This is a genomic window from Noviherbaspirillum sp. (assembly GCF_035627455.1).
GTDB lineage: Bacteria > Pseudomonadota > Gammaproteobacteria > Burkholderiales > Burkholderiaceae_D > Noviherbaspirillum.
The window spans coordinates 12,953-27,720 of sequence record NZ_DASPLS010000092.1; the positions used below are offsets into that span (position 1 = coordinate 12,953).

General features: G+C 64.0%; 12 protein-coding genes and 3 tRNA genes. 7 read left to right on the forward strand and 8 right to left on the reverse strand.

Features of this window, described 5'->3' with window-relative positions; translation table 11 throughout:
* Positions 1 to 27: 27 nt before the first annotated feature.
* The 6 genes from earP to apbC all read right to left on the reverse strand — a co-directional run bounded on the left by earP (position 28) and on the right by apbC (position 4,588).
* Entirely contained in the window at positions 28 to 1,224 is a 1,197-nt protein-coding gene (gene earP / locus VEC01_RS17620; RefSeq protein WP_324902217.1) for an elongation factor P maturation arginine rhamnosyltransferase EarP, read from the reverse strand.
* Between the two features lie 138 nt (positions 1,225 to 1,362).
* A tRNA-Glu gene (locus tag VEC01_RS17625) sits at positions 1,363 to 1,438 on the reverse strand.
* 337 nt (positions 1,439 to 1,775) lie between these two features.
* Positions 1,776 to 1,851 (reverse strand) — tRNA-Glu (locus VEC01_RS17630).
* 26 nt (positions 1,852 to 1,877) lie between these two features.
* Positions 1,878 to 1,953: transfer RNA gene (locus tag VEC01_RS17635), tRNA-Ala, on the reverse strand.
* 67 nt (positions 1,954 to 2,020) lie between these two features.
* Positions 2,021 to 3,412, reverse strand: coding sequence for a glutamate--tRNA ligase (gene gltX, locus VEC01_RS17640; RefSeq protein WP_324902218.1), 1,392 nt, complete (start codon positions 3,410 to 3,412; stop codon positions 2,021 to 2,023).
* Positions 3,413 to 3,499: 87 nt separating this feature from the next.
* Positions 3,500 to 4,588 (reverse strand): iron-sulfur cluster carrier protein ApbC, encoded by a 1,089-nt coding sequence (apbC, locus tag VEC01_RS17645; protein WP_324902219.1) that lies wholly within the window; start codon positions 4,586 to 4,588, stop codon positions 3,500 to 3,502.
* Between the two features lie 146 nt (positions 4,589 to 4,734).
* Here apbC and metG point away from each other — a divergent pair, with 146 nt between their 5' ends.
* From metG to VEC01_RS17660, 3 genes are read left to right on the forward strand one after another with little or no spacing between them, the layout of a single operon-like run.
* Positions 4,735 to 6,834 carry a methionine--tRNA ligase gene (gene metG, locus VEC01_RS17650; protein WP_414691471.1) on the forward strand — a complete coding sequence of 700 codons (2,100 nt, stop codon included), beginning with the start codon at positions 4,735 to 4,737 and terminating at the stop codon, positions 6,832 to 6,834.
* A 41-nt stretch (positions 6,835 to 6,875) separates the two neighbouring features.
* A complete protein-coding gene (locus tag VEC01_RS17655) occupies positions 6,876 to 7,355 on the forward strand; it encodes a GNAT family N-acetyltransferase (RefSeq protein WP_324902220.1) in 480 nt (159 codons plus the stop codon).
* A gap of 24 nt (positions 7,356 to 7,379) precedes the next feature.
* The gene (locus VEC01_RS17660; protein ID WP_324902221.1) at positions 7,380 to 9,080 is read left to right on the forward strand and encodes a SulP family inorganic anion transporter; all 1,701 of its coding nucleotides are present in this window, start codon (positions 7,380 to 7,382) and stop codon (positions 9,078 to 9,080) included.
* A gap of 10 nt (positions 9,081 to 9,090) precedes the next feature.
* Here the strand turns inward: VEC01_RS17660 and VEC01_RS17665 are convergent, their stop codons facing one another.
* Complete coding sequence (locus tag VEC01_RS17665) at positions 9,091 to 11,217, reverse strand: EAL domain-containing protein (protein WP_324902222.1); 2,127 nt, start codon at positions 11,215 to 11,217, stop codon at positions 9,091 to 9,093.
* Between the two features lie 235 nt (positions 11,218 to 11,452).
* On the opposite strand from VEC01_RS17665, the gene VEC01_RS17670 reads away from it, so the two are divergent.
* The 4 genes from VEC01_RS17670 to VEC01_RS17685 are packed head-to-tail and all read left to right on the forward strand — an operon-like array spanning position 11,453 to position 14,347.
* Positions 11,453 to 11,662 carry a DUF3460 family protein gene (locus VEC01_RS17670; RefSeq protein ID WP_324902223.1) on the forward strand — a complete coding sequence of 70 codons (210 nt, stop codon included), beginning with the start codon at positions 11,453 to 11,455 and terminating at the stop codon, positions 11,660 to 11,662.
* Positions 11,659 to 12,537: a segregation and condensation protein A gene (locus VEC01_RS17675; RefSeq protein ID WP_414691472.1), complete on the forward strand. Its 879-nt coding sequence runs from the start codon at positions 11,659 to 11,661 to the stop codon at positions 12,535 to 12,537. Before VEC01_RS17670 ends, VEC01_RS17675 begins: the two co-directional genes overlap by 4 nt.
* A gap of 60 nt (positions 12,538 to 12,597) precedes the next feature.
* Positions 12,598 to 13,437, forward strand: coding sequence for a pantoate--beta-alanine ligase (panC, locus tag VEC01_RS17680; protein ID WP_324902225.1), 840 nt, complete (start codon positions 12,598 to 12,600; stop codon positions 13,435 to 13,437).
* 22 nt (positions 13,438 to 13,459) lie between these two features.
* Positions 13,460 to 14,347 carry a cobalamin-binding protein gene (locus VEC01_RS17685; protein ID WP_324902226.1) on the forward strand — a complete coding sequence of 296 codons (888 nt, stop codon included), beginning with the start codon at positions 13,460 to 13,462 and terminating at the stop codon, positions 14,345 to 14,347.
* A gap of 7 nt (positions 14,348 to 14,354) precedes the next feature.
* On the opposite strand, the gene VEC01_RS17690 is transcribed toward VEC01_RS17685, so the two are convergent.
* Positions 14,355 to 14,768 (reverse strand): ParA family protein (locus tag VEC01_RS17690; RefSeq protein WP_324902227.1); only part of this gene is annotated, 414 nt, incomplete at its 5' end.

Here is a 14,768-nt window from a genome sequence, read left to right on the forward strand (position 1 = left end):
CGTCAAACGAAATAGATTAACCGCGCATTATACCTCGTTTTCCGCAGGCATCGACCGCTTTGCCCCTGCAAACTTCAGGAGATTTCCAGCCAGATCCCCGTTGGCAAGCACTTGCCGCCGCCATGCCTCGGCCGCGTCCGCCAACTTCGGCATGTCGGCCTGATATTGCGCCCAGAGCGCCGGCAGCCCGGGCTGGCCCTCCATGCCATCCGTGGTTGCGCCATTCCAGCGCAGCGACATCGCAGTCATGCTATCGACGTCGGGCGCATAGCGCTGCAGGAATGCACGCAGTTTCACATGATGCAGGTTCTTGTCCTGCGGGTAGATATGCCAGAGGAAGGGCTTGCCGGCCCATTGCGCGCGAACAAACGAATCTTCGCCGCGCACCAGGTTCACGTCGCATGCCCACAGCAGCCTGTCATAGTCGGGCTGGGGGACGAAAGGCAGCACCCTTACCGTGAGCGCGCCGCGGGTGCGAACCGCCCCGGGCCTGCCATCCGCGCCAAGAAACGCCCGCACCGCATCGACCGCGACACCCTCGGGCACCAGGCAGGCAACAGGCCTGTCATTGCCCGCCCAGGCGTCGAACAAAGCCGCGACCGGCGCATGCGGATAACAAAACAGGGATACTTTCAGCGCCGCGATGTCTTCGGCGGTCAGGCCCAGCCGTGCAAGGAAATCCGAACGCGCAGCCCGGTCCGACTGGAATTGCAGCCGCTGCTCTTCCAGCGTCGCTTCGTGCAGCAGGCCGCCGGTCTTCGCGGTAAAACCGGGGAAGAAAAAATATTTCGTCAATGGCAGGCGCGGATGCATCGATGGCAGCGCATGGCAGCCTTCGACCCACTCCTCGGCGCTCAGCCCTTCGAGATTGAGCCAGACCGGACGCGGCCGGCATTCCGCCATCGCGGCGATGTAGCCCGGGGGAATATCGCAGCCGAAAAATTCGATGACGATATCCGCAATGTCTTCCCGGGAGAACATGCCGTCCTGGCCGTGCCAGTGGCGAATTGATACCCCGGCAACGCACTGCAAGTCGGCGTCCGCCATTACCTCGGGGCAGATCCGCCGGAAGCTTTGCAGATCATCCACCCAGAGCGTGACGGCACTGCCATGCTCCCGCTCCAGTTGCCTGGCCAGGCGCCAACAGATGCCGATATCGCCATAGTTGTCGACGACCTTGCAAAAGATGGCGACGGTGGTTGCCGCGGTGGTATCTTGGGACATGTTGATGACTTGCTTCGAAGCGCGCCTCGTTGGGGTGCATGTCTTCCGGCTGCCACTCCAGGCCGGAGGCGGTCCGGCGCGCATCGGAAATGGTAGCGCGGAAAAGAAAAACGCCACGCATGCGCGTGGCGTTCGTTTTGGCGTCCCCACGGGGATTCGAACCCCGGTTATCGCCGTGAAAGGGCGGTGTCCTAGGCCTCTAGACGATGGGGACAGAAATCTGTCGATACTGCAGCCTATTTGTCTCGCGCGACGCAGGCAGGATGGCTTCTGCCACTTGCATGCGTCCATGCGCCAGCGCAAAGTGTTGATTCCTAAGAATTTTCACGCGGGCGAATTATACCCATGTTTGCCCGGCACTGTACAGCCGCGTGAAACGATTCGTTCTCCAAACGCCATTCACGATGGAGAAAAGCCGCGCCGGCGCTGCCTTCTGCAACAACGACCGCAACCGGACCGAACCGGGAGATGCCCGGAATGGACAATCCCCGCACAAAAAGAAAAACGGCTTGGAAGGATTAACCTCCAAGCCGTTTTTTACCAGATGAATCTGGCGTCCCCACGGGGATTCGAACCCCGGTTATCGCCGTGAAAGGGCGGTGTCCTAGGCCTCTAGACGATGGGGACAGAAGCCGGTACTGCACACTAATCGCTGGTGGAGGTAAGCGGGATCGAACCGCTGACCTCTTGCATGCCATGCAAGCGCTCTCCCAGCTGAGCTATACCCCCGTGTGCGAAGAAACGAGAGTATAGCAAAGTTTTTTCTCGTGTGTAAATCCTCTTCAAAAAAAATTTATCAGATAAATTTTTGCAGGCGCGCGACGACGGTATCGCGGCCGAACAATTCCAGCACCGCGTCGATAGACGGCGTCTGCAACTGGCCGGTCAGGACCAGGCGCAGCGGCATCGCCAGTTGCGGCATCTTCAGCTTGTGCGCGGCCAGCACTTCCTTGGTGGTGGCGCCGATGGACGCCTTGTTCCACTCGATGCTCTTGCACGTGTCGGCGAATTGCGCCAGCGCCGGCTTCACCGCGTCGGTGAGGTGCTGCGCGACCAGCGCCGCATCCGGGGACGGCTGGCGGTAGAACAGCATCGCGGCATCGGCCAGTTCATTGATGGTATTTGCCCGCTCCTTCATCAGGGCGATCACTGCCTGCAGGTCCGGGGCGCCGTCGAACTGCGCGCCGTCCCTTTCCATCAGCGGGCGCACCAGCGCCTCGAGGCGGGCATTGTCGGCCTGCTTGATGTAATGGTTGTTCAGCCACGCGAGCTTTTCCGGATTGAACTGCGCCGGGGACTTCGACAGGTGATCGACGTCGAACCACTGGCAGAACTGCTCCATCGAGAAAATCTCGTCGTCGCCGTGGCTCCAGCCGAGACGCGCCAGGTAGTTCAGCATCGCTTCCGGCAGGTAGCCCTGCGCCGGGTATTCCATCACGCTCACCGCGCCGTGGCGCTTGGACAGCTTCTCGCCGTCGGCGCCGAGGATCATCGGCACATGCCCGTATTCCGGCAGCGGCGCGCCGAGCGCGCGCAGGATGTTGATCTGGCGCGGGGTATTGTTGACATGGTCGTCGCCGCGGATCACGTGGGTCATCCGCATGTCCCAGTCATCGACCGCGACGCAGAAGTTGTAGGTCGGCGTGCCGTCCGGGCGGGCGATCACGAGGTCATCGAGTTCGCGGTTGGAGATCGTGATCGGCCCCTTGACCATGTCGACCCAGGTGACGTCGCCGTCCAGCGGATTCTTGAAGCGCACCACCGGCTTGCGGCCTTCCGGCACCGGCGGCAAGGTCTTGCCCGGCTCCGGGCGCCAGGTGCCGTCGTAGCGCGGCTTCTCGCCGGCCGCGCGCTGGCGTTCGCGCATCGCTTCCACTTCTTCCGGGGTGCAATAGCAGTGGTAGGCGGTGCCGGCCGCGAGCATCTGCGCCACCACTTCGCGGTAACGGTCCATGCGCTGCATCTGATAGAACGGGCCTTCATCATGGTGCAGGCCGAGCCAGTTCATGCCGTCGAGGATTGCCTGCACCGCCTCCGGGGTGGACCGCTCGAGGTCGGTATCCTCGATGCGCAGGATGAAAGTGCCGCCGTGATGGCGTGCGAAGGCCCACGAGAAAAGCGCGGTACGCGCGCCGCCGAGGTGGAGATAGCCGGTCGGGCTGGGAGCAAAACGGGTACGGACTGTCATGGCAAATCAAATAAAAAACGGCCTTGGGATGCCAAAGCCGTGGAAATGAAAGAAGCGTATTTTACCTTGTCGGAAACAGGCGCGGCATCAGTCGTTCTTGATCACGATGTTCGGGAACTTGCTGGTCATGTCCTTGGCCTTTTCCGCCACCTTGACCGCGATCCTGCGCGCGATCTGCTTGTAGATCAACGCGACCTGGCCGTCCGGGTCGGCGACCACGGTCGGCCGGCCGGAATCGGTCTGCTCCCGCACCGCCATCGTCAGCGGCAGCGCGCCGAGGAAATCGACGCCGTAGTCCTTGCACATCTTCTCGCCGCCGCCGGTGCCGAAGATCGGTTCCGCATGGCCGCAGTTGGAGCAGACATGGATGCTCATGTTTTCCACCACGCCGAGGATAGGGATGTCGACCTTTTCGAACATCTTCAGCCCCTTGCGCGCATCCAGCAGCGCGATGTCCTGCGGGGTGGTCACGATCACCGCGCCGGTCACCGGCACCCGTTGCGACAGGGTCAGCTGGATGTCGCCGGTGCCCGGGGGCATGTCGACGATCAGGTAGTCGAGGTTGCGCCAGTTGGTCTGTTCCAGCAGCTGCTGCAGCGCCTGGGTGACCATCGGGCCGCGCCACACCATCGGCTGGTCGGGATCGATCATGAAGCCGATCGACGCCACCTGCACGCCGTGGTTTTCCAGCGGCTCCATGGTCTTGCCGTCGAGCGACTCCGGCTGGCCGGAGATACCCATCATCATCGGCTGCGACGGGCCGTAGATGTCCGCATCCAGGATGCCGACCTGCGCGCCTTCGGCGGCCAGCGCCAGCGCCAGGTTGACCGCGGTGGTCGATTTGCCGACGCCGCCCTTGCCGGAAGCGACGGCGATGATGTTCTTGACGTTGGACATCAGCTTGATGCCGCGCTGCACCGCATGCGCGGTGATCTTCGCGTAAACATTGGCTTCAATCCTGCCGGCGCCCGGCAGCGCCCGCACCGCATTGACGGCGGCGGCGCGGATTGCCTCGATCTGGCTTTTCGCCGGATAGCCGAGTTCCACGTCGAACTTCGCATCGGCGCCGTTGACCTGGATGTTCTTTGCGGATTTGCCGGCCACGAGGTCGCGGCCGGTGTTCGGATCGATAACCTGGGAAAGCGCCGCCTTGACGGCATCGACGGTGATACTCATTGCGTCTCCTGAATGACAATGCGACAAGTCTAAACCAAACCCGCCGCTTCCTGTCCGTTCTTCCTGTATGGGTTTGACCGGATTCGCCTGCGAGAAGCGCCCCCCGACTGCTAAAATGGCAGTTTTATTTCCAAAAGCATTGCCAAATGAGCACCACTTCGCATCGCAAGCTGTTCGTCACCACCGCCCTGCCCTACGCCAACGGCGCGTTCCACATCGGCCACATCATGGAATACATCCAGGCCGACATCTGGGTGCGGTTCCAGCGGATGCAAGGCCATGAGGTGCACTTCGTCGGCGCCGACGACGCGCACGGCGCGCCGATCATGATCGCCGCCGAAAAGGCCGGCGTGACGCCGCAGGAATTCGTCGCGCGCATCGCCGCCGGCCGCAAGCAGTACCTGGACGGCTTCCACATCAGCTTCGACAACTGGCATTCCACCGACGCGCCGGAAAACCACCAGCTGTCGCAAGACCTGTACCGCCGCCTGCGCGACCATGCGAAGCTGATCACCACCAAGACCATCGAGCAGTTCTACGACCCGGTCAAGAACATGTTCCTGCCGGACCGCTATATCAAGGGCGAGTGCCCGAAATGCGGCGCCAAGGACCAGTACGGCGATTCCTGCGAAGTTTGCAGCGCGGTGTACGCGCCGACCGAGCTGAAGAACCCGTATTCGACGCTGACCGGCGCCACGCCGGTGCTCAAGTCCTCAGAGCATTACTTTTTCCAGCTCTCCAACCCGAAGTGCACGGAATTCCTGCGGGAATGGACCCAGACGCCGAACCGCCTGCAGCCGGAGGTCGTGAACAAGGCCAGGGAATGGCTGGACAGCGAGGAAGGCCTGGGCGACTGGGACATCAGCCGCGACGCGCCGTATTTCGGCATTGAAATTCCGGATGCGCCCGGCAAGTACTTCTATGTGTGGCTGGATGCGCCGGTCGGCTACCTGGCGTCGCTGAAGAATTATTTCGACAAGACCGGCCGCGACTACCAGGCCTTCATGGAAGACCAGTCGACCGAGCAGTATCACTTCATCGGCAAGGACATCATTTATTTCCACACGCTGTTCTGGCCGGCGATGCTGAAGTTCTCCGGCCTGAAGGTGCCGACCAATGTGTTCGTGCACGGCTTCATCACGGTGTCCGGCGAAAAGATGTCGAAGTCGCGCGGCACCGGCATCTCGCCGCTGCGCTACCTGGAGATCGGCATGAACCCGGAATGGCTGCGCTATTACATCGCGGCCAAGCTGAATGCGAAGGTGGAAGACGTCGACTTCAATCCGGACGATTTCGTGTCGCGCGTGAACGCCGACCTGATCGGCAAGTATGTCAACATCGCCAGCCGTGCGGCCGGCTTCATCACCAAGCGTTTCGGCGGCAAGCTCTCCGATCCGGTCACGGCCAATGAAGCGATGTCCTGGCGCCTGCGTTTCGGCGAGCAGGAAGAGGCCATCAAGGAAGCCTTCGAGGCGCGCGAATTCGGCCGCGCGATCCGCCAGATCATGGCGCTGGCCGACGAGGTGAACCAGTACGTCGACACCAAGAAGCCGTGGGAACTGGCCAAGGACCCGGCCAACGACCAGGAACTGCAGGACGTGTGCAGCAACCTGTTGCGCTGCTTCTACGCCCTGACGATCTATCTCGCCCCGATCCTGCCGGCGCTCGCGGCCAAGGTGTCGAAGCTGTTCGGCATCGACCGTGCGCTGACCTGGGCCGACCTGCAGAACAACCCGACCGCGATCGGCACCTTCGAGCACCTGATGCAGCGCGTCGATCCGAAGATGCTGGATGCGCTGTTTGACGTGCCGGCGCAGGCTGCCGGCCCGACCTCCGCCCCCCCTTCCCAGCCTTCCCCCGCGAAGGGTGAAGGTGAGAACGGCGGGGCGATCGAAGCGCTCGCCCCGGAGATCAAGATCGACGATTTCGCGAAAATCGACCTGCGCATCGCGAAGATCGTCAATTGCGAACACGTGGAAGGCTCCGACAAGCTGCTGCGCCTGACGCTCGACGTCGGCGAGGGCCGCATGCGCAACGTGTTCTCCGGCATCAAGTCGGCGTACAAGCCGGAAGACCTGGTCGGCAAGCTGACCGTGATGGTCGCCAACCTTGCGCCGCGCAAGATGAAGTTCGGCATTTCCGAAGGCATGGTGCTGGCCGCGTCGGCGGCGGATGAAAAGTCCAATCCAGGCATCTACGTGCTCAATCCCTGGCCCGGCGCGGAACCGGGCATGCGGGTGCGATAAGCCATGGAAGGGCATAGTTGCAGCCCCACGGGGGCACAATCATGAGGGCCGTCGTCCGCGAAGCGACGCTGGACGACGCCCAGCTGATCGCCGACCTGACGCGCGCGGCGTGGGCAGGCAAGGTGTCGCCCACCTCCAGCGGCCACCGCGAAACCGCGGTGCGCGTGCGCCAGGACCTGCAGCAGGGCGGCGGCTTCATCCTGCTGCGCGACGAGACGCCGATCGGATCGGTGCGCTGGCTGCCGGTGGAGGGCGAACCCGACGTCTGGGAAATCCTGCGCATGGGCGTGCTGCCGGCATACCGCGGCGAACACCTGTCGCAGCACTTGCTGGAAGCGGTGATCCACTGCGCCCTCGCCGCCGATGTCAGCGAGCTGCGGCTGGCGGTGCGCGCCGACCAGGAGCGCCTGCTGGACCTGTACGCCGCGTTCGGCTTCGAGCTTGCGCCGGAACTCGAATACACCCATGCCAATCCGCTCGAGCCGACACCGCTGGTGATGCGCCGCAGTCTCGGCTACTAGTCACGACACAGAGGGACGATCTGCATGAACCTGTCCGGCATCCGCTTCCGCCCCGCCCTGATCGATGCGCTGAAGGGATACAACAAGACACGGTTCATGCATGACGTCGGCGCCGGCCTCACCGTTGGCGTGATCGCACTGCCGCTGGCGATGGCATTTGCGATCGCATCCGGCGCCAAGCCGGAAGCCGGCATCTTCACCGCGATCATCGCCGGCTTCCTGATCTCCGCCCTCGGCGGCTCGCGCGTGCAGATCGGCGGGCCCGCGGGCGCCTTCATCGTCATCATCTACGGCATCATCGAGAAATACGGGCTGGCGAACCTGCTGATCTCCACCATCTGCGCCGGCATGCTGCTGTTCGCGATGGGCATGTTCCGGATCGGCAGCTGGATCCGCTACATCCCGGTGCCGATCGTGATCGGCTTTACCAACGGCATCGCGGTGCTGATCGCGCTGTCCCAGCTCAAGGATTTCTTCGGCCTCGCGATCGCGAAGATGCCCGGCGACTTCTTCGCCCAGGTCAGGCTGCTCGCCGCCCATGCGCATACCGTCGATTTCATCACGCTCGGCATCGCCGCCGCGTCGCTGACGCTGATGTTCAGCTGGCCGGCGGTTTTCCGCGCCAATCCCGACGGCTCGCCCAAAACCTTCCGCTATCCGCGTCTGGCCGCCATCCTCAAGCCGGTGCCCAGTCCGATCCTGGTGCTGGTGCTCAGCACGCTCGCCGTCACGCTGTTCCAGCTGCCGGTGGAAACCATCGGCAGCCGCTTCGGCGGCGTGCCGCAGGGCTTGCCCGCCTTTGCGCTGCCGCAGTTCACCTGGGAGCTGGTCAAGCAGCTGTTCGCGCCAACCATCACGATCGCGCTGCTTGGCGCGATTGAATCGCTGCTGTGCGCGCGGGTGGCCGACAACATCACCGGGCAGCGCCACGATCCGAACCAGGAACTGATGGCACAGGGCGTCGCCAACTTCGTCACGCCCTTCTTCGGCGGCCTGCCGGCTACCGGCACGGTGGCGCGCACCGTGACCAACATCCGCACTGGCGGCAGCTCGCCGGTAGCGGGGATGGTGCATGCGGCAACGCTGCTGGTGGTGGTGCTGGTGGCAGCGCCGCTGGCAACCAACGTGCCGCTGGCGGCGCTGGCGGCAATCCTGCTCCATGTCGCCTACAACATGGGCGAATGGCACGAGTTCGCGCGCCTGGTCAACTTTTCAGTGAATTACCGCATCCTGGTGGTGTCGACCTTCCTGATGACGGTGATATTCGACCTGACGGTCGCCGTCGAGGTCGGACTGGTGCTGGCCTGCGTGTTTTTCATTTACCGCGTCTCCAGCCTGACGCGCATCGAGGCGATTCCGGCGGATGCCATGCCGCAGGCGCCGGCCCCGGGCGTTGCTGCATATTCGATTTTCGGTTCCCTGTTTTTCGGCGCGGTCAGCAAGATCGAATCCTTCACCCAGCCTGAAAACATGCCGCAAAAGGCAATGATCCTGAAGATGACGCAGCTGATCAATCTCGACACCACCGGCCTGGATGCGCTCGAAACGGTGCACAAGGCACTGGAAAAGAATGGCTGCCGCCTGATCCTGTGCGGCCCGAACCACCAGCCGCTCAGCCTGATGGCGCGCACCGGCTTCCTCGACCGCCTCGGGCGCGACAACTGCGTGGACGACCTGGCCCATGCGGTGAGGCGCGCCAACGCCTTGGCGCAGCCGGCAGGCTGATGCACCCGCCTTAACCTGCGCGGCGCGGGCGGCCGGCGCTCTCGCGCAACGCGAATGCCGCCTCCAGCATGCCAGCCAGCTCGTCCTGCGCACACGGTGCCCGCACCAGCTTGTGCACTCTGCCGCGATTGATCGCATCGGCAGCCGTCGCCGCATCGTTGCCGTCGTCGCACAGGACGCGCACAGCATCCGGATACATGTTGCTGACCCGGGCCAGGAAGTCCACGCCGCTCAGCTCTTCCAGCTTCTGCTCGCACAGCACCACGCCGACATCGTGCGCGGCGAGCAGGTCGAATGCGGCGCGCGCATCCTGCGCCTGCAGTACATGACTGGTCACGCGCCGCGCGGCGGCGAGCAGCGCCGCACCTTCCGGCACGCCCTGGATCAGCAGCAGCGTGCGTCCGGCCCGGTGCGGCCCGATCTTCTCGGCCGGGAGAACGCGCCGCTCCCGCAGCAACGCGGTGCACAGCCCGACCGGCAGCGCCGGACTGAAGTAGTCGCCCTGCATCTCGTCGCAGCCGCGCGCGGCCAGCAGCATCAGCTGGCTGCCCCTTTCCACGCCCTCCACCGCCACCTTCAGCCCGAGGGAGTGCGCCATCGCGATGACCGCGTCGGTCACTGCAAGATCCTCCGGCTGGCGCTCCACTTCGCTGACGAAGCTCGGGTCGAGCTTGATGCGGTCGATCGGAAAGCGCTTGAGGAAACCAAGATTGGAAAAACCGGTGCCGAAATCGTCGATCGACAAGCCGATACCGGCCTGCCTGAGTTCCGTCAGCACGCGCTGCGACGCAGCCGGATCCCGCATCAGCACCGACTCCTTCAAATCGAGCTCGATCTGCTGCGGCGGCACGCCCTCCTGCGCGAGGATGGCGGCGACCGCCTGCGCGAAGCCGGGCTTGAAGAACTGCGCAGCCGACACATTGACCGCGACCGGTATCGGCGCCAGCTTCAGACGCTGCCATTCCAGGTGCTGCCGGCAAGCGGCCCTCACCACCCATTCGCCGATCTGTTCAATCAGTCCGGTCTCCTCCGCCAGCGGCACGAACTGCAGCGGCGGCAGCAGCCCAAGCTCCGGATGGCGCCAGCGGATCAGTGCCTCCAGGCCCGCCACCCTGCCGCTGCGCAGCTCGATGCGCGGCTGGTAATGCAGCTCGAACTCGTCGCGCTCGAGCGCGCCGCGCAGGGATTTTTCCATGCTGATGCGGGCATTGACGCGGGCGTTGAGATCGCCGGTATAGAACTGGAAATTGTTGCGCCCGAGCTCCTTGGCCCGGTACATCGCGGCGTCGGCATTGCGCAGCAATGCATCCACGTCGCGGCCGTCCTGAGGATAGCAGGCAAAGCCGATGCTGCAGCTAGGCACGATTTCGCAACCGTCGAACAGCACCGGCGCCGAAATGCTCTCGAGGATGCGCTGCATCGCGTGCGCCGCCGCATTCTCCGAGGTCCGGTCGTAGAACACGATGACAAACTCGTCGCCGCCGATGCGGGCGACGGTGTCCGAGTCGCGCACGCATGCCTGCAGCCGGTAGGCCGTTTCCACCAGCAACAGGTCGCCCGCCTTGTGGCCGTACCGGTCGTTGACCGCCTTGAACTTGTCGAGGTCGATGTAGGCGACCGCCACTTGCCCGCCGTAGCGTTCGGCAAAGCCGATCGCCTGGTGCAGGCGGTCGGCGAGCAGGCTGCGGTTGGGCAGGCCAGTCAGCGGATCGTGCCCGGCCTGGTAGCCGAGGCGATCGTGCGCGCGCTTGAGCTGCAGGTGGGCATGGATGCGCGCCTTGATCTCGGCCACACGGAAAGGCTTGGTAATGTAATCGATGCCGCCGCAATTGAAGGCGGCGACCTTGATGTCGGTGTCGTCGAAGGCGCTGATGAAGATGACGGGAATGGCCGCATGCTGCAGCGACTGCTTGATCTGGCGGCAGACATCGAAGCCGTCCATGTCCGGCATGTTGATGTCGAGCAGGATCAGGTCGGGCGCGGCGGCATCGATCTCCTCGATCGCCTGCCTGCCGTCCTGGGCCGAGCGCACCCGGTAACCCTGCGCGGTCAGGATCGCGGCCACGAAATGGCAGTCCGCCGGCGTGTCGTCGACGATGAGAATATCGGGCACGTCATTGTCTGCAGCCAGGAACATGGTGCGCCTCTTCTTCAGGAAGTGTCGCCTGCGAAGCCGGCCGCCGACCGGGCAGGAGCATTACTTCCGGGAAATAATACTGGCATTAATCCGGCTGCGCCACCTGTGGAAAGCCCGCATTAGCGGATTGACAAGAATGATGCCAATCCCGCCACAAGCTGCCGTACGGATGACGGAACGCCACCGAAGACGAGGTAAAATAGCGCCTGCTTTTCCACTGGAATCCACTTTCACCATGAAATTCAGCAAACAACAGACGGCATATGTGTCGGAATTCACCAAGTTCATTGAAGAACTGAAGCAGAAGAACCCGTCGCTCGAAGAAAAGCAGCGGTCCGGCCGCGCGATCTGGTGGGACAAGTCGCCGGTCGACCTGGAGACCCGCCGCCGCGAACAGGAATCGCGCGTCAAGCAACAGCCTTACGTCTATCAGAACAAGTTCTGATGGCCGCGCAGGACGCGCTGCTTGCGCACTTGCCGGCTGACGCTCCCGAGCTCGCGCTCGCGACGCAGCCGGATACGACACCGAATGTGGTGGACGGCATGGCTTTCGCAAAACTGTACGGCGAACCGCTGTTCAAGCTGCCGACAGATCTGTACATCCCGCCGGATGCGCTCGAGGTCTTCCTCGAAGCCTTCCAGGGACCGCTCGACCTGCTGCTCTACCTGATCCGCAAGCAGAACTTCAACATCCTCGACATCCCGATGGCGGATGTCACCCGCCAGTACCTCGAATATGTCGACCAGATCCGCTCGCGCAACCTGGAGCTGGCGGCCGAATACCTGCTGATGGCGGCCATGCTCATCGAGATCAAGTCGCGCATGCTGCTGCCGGTGAAGAAGGCCGACACCGGCGAAGAGGCGGAAGACCCGCGCGCTGAACTGGTGCGCCGCCTGCTGGAATACGAACAGATGAAGCTAGCTGCGCAGCAGCTGGACACGCTGCCGCAGCTCGGCCGCGATTACGTGCGCGCGCAGATCTTCATTGAGCAGAGCCTGGTGCCGCGCTGGCCGGACGTCAACATCGGCGAACTGCAGGCCGTCTGGGCCGACATCCTCAAGCGCGCCAAGCTGACCCAGCATCACACCATTACCCGCGAAGAACTGTCGGTGCGCGAGCACATGACCGGCATCCTGCGCCGGCTGCAGGCGGCGAAGTTCGTCGAATTCTCCGACCTGTTCGATCCGTCGCGCGGCGTGCCGGTGGTAGTGGTGAACTTCATCGCGCTGCTCGAACTGGCCAAGGAAACCCTGATCGAGATCACGCAGGCGGAAGCCTTTGCGCCGATCTACGTGCGCCTGGCCTATTCCCCGACCTGACCCGATTCACCTGATCCGCCGCAGGGCTTCACCGTGGCGCTTACCTAGCAAGGCTGTGACATGAAAATCATCTCCTCCATTGACGAACTGCGCGACCAGCTGCGCGGACAGCTGCGCACCGCCTTCGTGCCCACCATGGGAAACCTGCACGAAGGCCACCTGTCGCTGATGCGCCTGGCACGCAAGCACGGCGACCCGGTGGTCGCGTCGATCTTCGTCAATCGCCTGCAGTTCGGCCCGAACGAGGATTTCGACAAGTACCCGCGCACCTTTCAGGCCGACGTCGAAAAGCTGGAAAAGGAAGGCGTGTACGTGCTGTTCGCGCCGACCGAGAAGGACATGTATCCGGAGCCGCAGGAGTACCGCGTGCGTCCGCCGGACGACCTGGGCAACATCCTCGAAGGCGAGTTCCGTCCGGGCTTCTTCACCGGCGTGACCACCGTGGTGCTCAAGCTGTTCTCCTGCGTGCAGCCGCGCGTCGCGGTCTTCGGCAAGAAGGATTACCAGCAGCTGATGATCGTACGCAACATGGCCAAGCAGTTCGCGCTGCCTACCGAAATCATCGCCGCCGAGACCTGGCGCGCCGAAGACGGACTGGCGCTGTCTTCGCGCAACGGCTACCTGTCGGAGACGGAGCGCGCGGAAGCGCCGCAGCTGTTCAAGCTGCTCAACGACGTGGCGGAGGAAGTGCGTGCCGGGCACCTCGACATGTTCGAACTGGAGCGTCACGCGATGGCCAGGCTGGCCGACCGCGGCTGGAAGCCGGACTACATTTCGGTACGCAAGCGCGCCGACCTGCAGCCGCCGTCCGCCGGCGACCTGGCGCAGGGCGCGCCGCTGGTGGTGCTGGCCGCCGCCAAGCTCGGCAAGACGCGCCTGATCGACAACCTCGAAATCTGAGCCGCAGCACGTCCTCACTGCGATGCGTCGTCACTGGCTCGCACCTCTGGCCGCGGCATGCGCGGCGGCCCTGCTGCCGCTGCATGCCGCGGCCGCGCCGGTCAGCGTCACCGATGACGCCAGGCGCAGCGTCACCCTCCCCGCCCCCGCGCGCCGCATCGTCAGCCTCGCGCCGCACGCGACCGAACTGCTGTTTGCCGCCGGCGCCGGTTCCCGCGTCGTCGGCGTGGCCGAATTCAGCGATTATCCGCCGGAAGCCGCGCGCATCCCGTCGGTCGGCAGCGGCGTGTCGCTGGACCTGGAACGCATCCTCCAGCTGAAGCCCGATCTCGTGGTTGGCTGGAACAACGGCACTGCCGCCGCCCAGCTCGCGAAGCTCGAAACGCTCGGCGTCCCGATCTACAAGAGCGAGCCGTACGACTTTGCGGCGATCGCCAATTCGCTGGAGCGCCTGGCGCACCTGGCCGGCACCGATGCCCATGGCAAGGCCGCTGCTGCCTCGTTCCGCAGCCGCTGGAAGCAGCTGCAGGATACCTACCAGAAGCGCCGCAACATCACCGTGTTCTACCAGATCTGGCGCTCGCCGCTGATGACCCTGAACGGGTCCCATCTCGTCTCGGCGGCACTGCGCCTGTGCGGGGGCGAGAACATTTTCGCGAAGCTGTCGCAGCTCGCGCCGACGGTGAATGAAGAGGCGGTTCTGAAGGCGGATCCGGAAGTCATCGTCGCCAGCAGCGGCGAGCAGGATGACGTGTTCGCGCCGTGGCGGCGCTTTCCCGGCATGAAGGCGGTTGCGCGCGGCAACCTGATGACCGTCGAAGGCGCGTTGATGAACCGCGCCGGTCCGCGCATCCTCGACGGCACGGAAGCGCTGTGCCGCGCGCTCGACGAGGCGCGCGCGAAACGCTAGCGCGCTGTCAGCCTACCCACTTCACCAGGTCCTGCCATTGCTCGAGGTCCTTTTCGACGCGTGACGGCGCGACGTCCCACACGGTGGCGCCATGGGCGGCAAGCTGCACATAATTCTGCGTATCGCGCAGGTAACCGAGCACCGGCAGGCCGACACCGCTCACGTAATGCGCCAGCTGGTCGGCGGCACGGGTGCGGATGTTCACGCGCATGCCGAGCACGCCGACGTTCGTCTTGCCGTGCCGACCGGACGCGAGGCGCTGCAGGAATTCCTGGGTCGCAAGGATATCGAACATCGACGGCTGCAGCGGCACGACGACCTTGTCGGCAATGCGCAGCACTTCGTCCAGCCGCGCGCCGCCTAGGCCGGCCGGGGTATCCAGGACCACGTGGGTGGTGCCCTTCGGCGGTTTCGCCACCTG